We start from the raw sequence: 4,329 nt of genomic DNA, 5'->3' as shown, positions 1-4,329 counted from the left end.
GCGGTTGGCTAGACCTGCATTTATTTTAACATAGGAGTTTTTTTCTACTCAACGGCATAAGCCTTTTTTCTTCCACTTGCTTAGCAAGTGGTTTACTTTGTTGCACAAAAATTCCACCATACTTAAAGCATGGTGGAGCAATTTCTTTTTATAACCTTTTTATAGAATATCCTTTTATAATTGACAAGTTTTTTATATTTAACTATTTTTCCTAACTTTACTGCTCTGGTAATAATGCTAGAATTATTACAGCAATTATACCGACAAACATAATTACAAGTGATATTTTTGCAAGTAACGCATTTCTTTTATTAGATATCTTTATATAATTAACTCCACTAACTATAATTATTAAAAGTACAATAATAACTTCAAATATTGCTATATATATCTGATATTTCTGCATATCTAAGTTATTTAGTGTAAGTTCGTGAATCAAAAGCCCTGCAGCCATAAATAAGGTTAATATGCTTACTATAATTGACACTTTAGAATATTTATTCTTTATACATTCTACAATATATACTATTGCAACAAAGAATACTATTACTATAAAAACTATTACTAGTTTAGTGTGAAACTTTGGCAAACCATAAAGTCCAAATAAAGCTGCTACAACGGATATCCTTTTAATTAGGTCGCTCTTATTATTCATTAAATTTCTCCTATAATTTAATTTTCATCATCCTATTTTGATTTATTAATAACTTTATTTTTTAGTTTTTCTCCAAAAGAAAGCATCTTTTATTAATCCAGTTCCAAAGCTAATTGCAAGTCCTCCGAGTACGGATGCACCTGTTCCTAATGCAAATCCAGCAACCGTAGGCGCCCAAATTTCAGCTGTAGCAGCAGCTAAAAATATACTAGCTCCAAATCCTAGCGAATCTACTATAGCTCTTCCAAATGCATCTCTGGTTCCATAATGTAGTACATCATCTCTAATACTTAGCCCAAAAGAAATGGAATTTATAATTCCTACAGCCCCTACTACACTTTTAAACTTAGCTATTTTAGGCGTAGAAAATAAATAATCAATTGGCTTTGTAACTTTTGATACAATTTTATCTATTCCTTTACCAATTCCAGAGTCTGTAATTCCTGATGCTACATTACCTTTAGTAGTTCCCATGGAATCTGTAACTCCATCTAAAACTTTATGCCCAGTAGATAGTCCAGTATCATGATAATGAACAACCCAATTATTATAATTGTACACGCTAACTGTACTATCTGGATCCATAACCATTCTAAATCCGCCCACATCATATCCATTTACAGGACTATTTTTACAATAAGCAAATAGATTATGTCCTAGTAACTCTCCTAAGCTTCCTGCTATAGCATCCGCATTTATAAATCTTCCCCAATCAGGATTGTAGTATCTACTCTGCAAATAGTATAAGCCTGTCTCTGTATCATATCTATATCCTCTGTATCTATATGGATTCTTCACTCCTACAGTATCCTTAAGGCTTCCATCTATAGATACTAGCTTGCCCCATGTATCGTAAGTGTAGCTTACTACTTGCGCTCCTGTCTTATCAAATAGTCCAATTATATCACTTTGTCCATTTCTTATATAGTAGTATTCTACACCATTTAAGTTCATGGACACAAGCTTTCCTGCACTGTCATAAGTATAATATATCTTGTCTTTACAAAGTTTTATATCCTTTTTTCATGTGCCGAAAATCTCATTATATAAGCTCTCTACTCAAGTATACTTTTTGTCGAAATGTCATAACTAACTTTATTTTCAATTTAGTTTGGTTAACTTCTGTAAAGCTAACTTAAAGAAAACTTAGAATTTCCTTAAGTTTACATAAAGAAGCCCACTATAGACACTTTAGATAAAATGGTCAATGCCTTAGAAATAACCTTTTTAGAGCTGTTTGATTTTGATAATAGAGTTGATAGAAGAGAAAAGTCTTCTGTAATTGATAAGCTTGCTTTTGAACTCAATACACGCTCTGAGGAAGAGCAGACAATCATTTATGACTTGATAAAACAAATACTTAAATTTAGGGATAAAAAGTAGTAAATATTCAATATTTGCTTAGTAGCATCAATAATATATTTAGCAATTATAATCATATATATTATCCACCTTTCAAAGTATGGGAACACCCATATTTTTTTATTTATTTTAGTTTCCTTTATAAATCTGTCATCATTTATTTTTTAGTACTATATTTGTATTTACTCATTTTGATTCCTCAATATTTTAATCTAAAATATAAATAGGAGAACCGAAAACTGCATTTCAAAGTGCTTTTTCGCTTCTCCCATCTATTTAAAATTATAATTTTTATTGATCTAAATATACTTTTTATTGTTCGCTATACATATAAGTAGCAATCGCTGTAACACTTCCCACTATGCCAATTGGCGGAAGTATTACTCCTATTAATGCTAATATATAATTTCTAAATTCTTGATTATAAAAAAGCATTTCATTGCTATCAAAAATTTTGGCAATCATTACAACTGTAATAGAAATAGCAACTGAAACCTTAATATCACTAACAGAATATTTTCCGTTACTGCTAAATTTAATACTATCCATATAAGCTTTATCTTTAATAATTATACGCCTATATAACATAAATCCTTCAATAATAAAAAAGTTTGCAAATATTAATATCTTTGTTATAGTATGCTTTGGTTGCCAATAATCAGCTGATCCTAAATACAGAAGCAATGAGGTTAAATTAAATATGACTAACAGAGTCAAATACATTTTTGATTCTGCATTTTTACTCGTTAGATTTTTTATAATAATAAATAAATAACTCATAATAGTTATTACTAAAATTATAGGTGCTATTTTATAAAAAACTTTATTTTTTTCCATTATGCCAATATTCATAAACAAGTCTATTATAAATGCAGTCAGTGTGAAAAAAACATAAAATTTTTTTAAATCTTCTTCCTCCGTGTCTTGCTTTTTCTTATTTTTCATAATTCCCCCCTGATTAAAATATCGAATTAATAAAATTCTTCGCCTTATCAAACGGATTTTTCATAACCTGTGTAATACCATATGCTATTCCTGTTGTCGCTATTCCTATACCCGCTGCAGGAGCAGAAATACTAAGAAGTGCCACGACCCCTGTTACAGCTCCGACAGAAATTGCTCCTATAGCTATTCCGCTTAGAGTATCAAATGTAGTATTAATAACAAACTTCTTATTAAAACCTCCGCAAGATAAGTAATTACCAAAGCCGCTTATTGCAATATTTATTAATGCGTTTGCTTGAATGTTGATTTAACGGAATTTTTCATTTCTCTAAAAGCATATGAAGCTTTTTTTATATATACATCACTTTCCCCTGGCGACCATACTCATATTTTACCTTGATTAGCCTTAGTTCCTTCCTTAACAGTATGAACTCCACCTTCTTGGCGAGAAGCTATGGCACCACCTTTAATTGAACTTATTTCATCTGAAGGAATTGACATGGTACTACTAGAACTAGTATTTACACCACTACCAGCTATAGCATCCGCATTTATAAATCTTCCCCAATCAGGATTGTAGTATCTGCTCTGCAAGTAGTATAATCCTGTCTCTGTATAGTATCTATAGCCTCCACTAATTACAATAATTGTATATGCAAATCTATAAAAAATCCACCATATTTTTAAAGTTGTGGATATAGTTTATATATTCCTGCTATAATACTTTCTTATACCCATAGCTTTCCACATTTTTTTATTATATTCGTAATATTAATATCATCTGAGGAAGGAGACGGATCTCCGCTCGGATGATTGTGACTTACTATGATAGAAGACGCATTGCTTAGGATTGCTGGCTTAAACAGCTCTCTTTGATGAACTAAAGAACTATTAAGAGTACCTACGCTGACAATGTTAATTGTAGTTGGCTTATTCTTTGTGTCAAAAGAGCAGGCTATAAGCTGTTCTCTATCAGAGTATTCTAAAAACTCCTTTACAAGTTCATATGCATCATTATGTGAGTTTACCTTGGACTTCTATAGAGTATACTTGATTCCTTAATAATTTTTATAGATACTATATCTACTCTTTTACTGCTTAGATTTTTAGAAGTATTATTGATTCCTTGTTCCTTTAAAACAATGTCTTTACTCTCTTTTTTACTACTATAATTGTATTTAATCATTTCTATTCCTCCAATTTTGATTTTTATATTTGTAACCGTAAAAAAATTAACGCCTAGAAGGATAAAATCTGTTTTGATAAAATAACAGATATTAATTAACTAGGGAGGTTATGTACATGCAAAAAGGTTCACAGGATAACAAATGGAAGGCTATATTTAATGAATTTTCTAATTATAATGG

Annotated in this window: 5 protein-coding genes and 2 pseudogenes; 1 reads left to right on the top strand and 6 read right to left on the bottom strand. The window is 30.3% G+C overall.

Annotated elements, in window-relative coordinates:
- Positions 1 to 217: 217 nt before the first annotated feature.
- Both IAI10_RS24365 and IAI10_RS24360 read right to left on the bottom strand, forming a co-directional pair.
- Positions 218 to 655, bottom strand: a complete 438-nt coding sequence (locus tag IAI10_RS24365) for a hypothetical protein (protein WP_315675908.1) — start codon at positions 653 to 655, stop codon at positions 218 to 220.
- Between the two features lie 54 nt (positions 656 to 709).
- Positions 710 to 1,609 carry an RHS repeat-associated core domain-containing protein gene (locus IAI10_RS24360; protein ID WP_315675909.1) on the bottom strand — a complete coding sequence of 300 codons (900 nt, stop codon included), beginning with the start codon at positions 1,607 to 1,609 and terminating at the stop codon, positions 710 to 712.
- Between the two features lie 246 nt (positions 1,610 to 1,855).
- Here IAI10_RS24360 and IAI10_RS24355 point away from each other — a divergent pair, with 246 nt between their 5' ends.
- Positions 1,856 to 2,038 carry a hypothetical protein gene (locus IAI10_RS24355; protein ID WP_315675907.1) on the top strand — a complete coding sequence of 61 codons (183 nt, stop codon included), beginning with the start codon at positions 1,856 to 1,858 and terminating at the stop codon, positions 2,036 to 2,038.
- A gap of 291 nt (positions 2,039 to 2,329) precedes the next feature.
- Here the strand turns inward: IAI10_RS24355 and IAI10_RS24350 are convergent, their stop codons facing one another.
- From IAI10_RS24350 to IAI10_RS24335, 4 genes and pseudogenes are all read right to left on the bottom strand, one after another.
- The gene (locus tag IAI10_RS24350; protein WP_315675906.1) at positions 2,330 to 2,962 is read right to left on the bottom strand and encodes a hypothetical protein; all 633 of its coding nucleotides are present in this window, start codon (positions 2,960 to 2,962) and stop codon (positions 2,330 to 2,332) included.
- Positions 2,963 to 3,493: 531 nt separating this feature from the next.
- Positions 3,494 to 3,592: pseudogene (locus IAI10_RS24345) on the bottom strand (RHS repeat-associated core domain-containing protein); the annotation flags it as partial.
- Between the two features lie 98 nt (positions 3,593 to 3,690).
- Positions 3,691 to 3,927 (bottom strand): annotated as a pseudogene (locus IAI10_RS24340) (JAB domain-containing protein); the annotation flags it as partial.
- Between the two features lie 59 nt (positions 3,928 to 3,986).
- A complete protein-coding gene (locus IAI10_RS24335) occupies positions 3,987 to 4,148 on the bottom strand; it encodes a hypothetical protein (protein WP_315675905.1) in 162 nt (53 codons plus the stop codon).
- Positions 4,149 to 4,329: the final 181 nt, after the last annotated feature.

The sequence above is a fragment of the Clostridium sp. 19966 genome, from assembly GCF_032335695.1.
In the GTDB taxonomy this organism is placed as follows: domain Bacteria; phylum Bacillota; class Clostridia; order Clostridiales; family Clostridiaceae; genus JACTOJ01.
The sequence above is the reverse complement of the archived record's forward strand: the minus strand, read 5'-3'. Positions and strand labels throughout refer to the sequence as shown.

Bases quoted from the DNA above. Each gene is read 5' to 3' on its own strand.
- IAI10_RS24350 (WP_315675906.1), bottom strand. From the start codon at position 2,962: ATGAAAAATAAGAAAAAGCAAGACACGGAGGAAGAAGATTTAAAAAAA.
- IAI10_RS24360 (WP_315675909.1), bottom strand. From the start codon at position 1,609: ATGAACTTAAATGGTGTAGAATACTACTATATAAGAAATGGACAAAGT.
- IAI10_RS24355 (WP_315675907.1), top strand. From the start codon at position 1,856: ATGGTCAATGCCTTAGAAATAACCTTTTTAGAGCTGTTTGATTTTGAT.
- IAI10_RS24365 (WP_315675908.1), bottom strand. From the start codon at position 655: ATGAATAATAAGAGCGACCTAATTAAAAGGATATCCGTTGTAGCAGCT.
- IAI10_RS24335 (WP_315675905.1), bottom strand. From the start codon at position 4,148: ATGATTAAATACAATTATAGTAGTAAAAAAGAGAGTAAAGACATTGTT.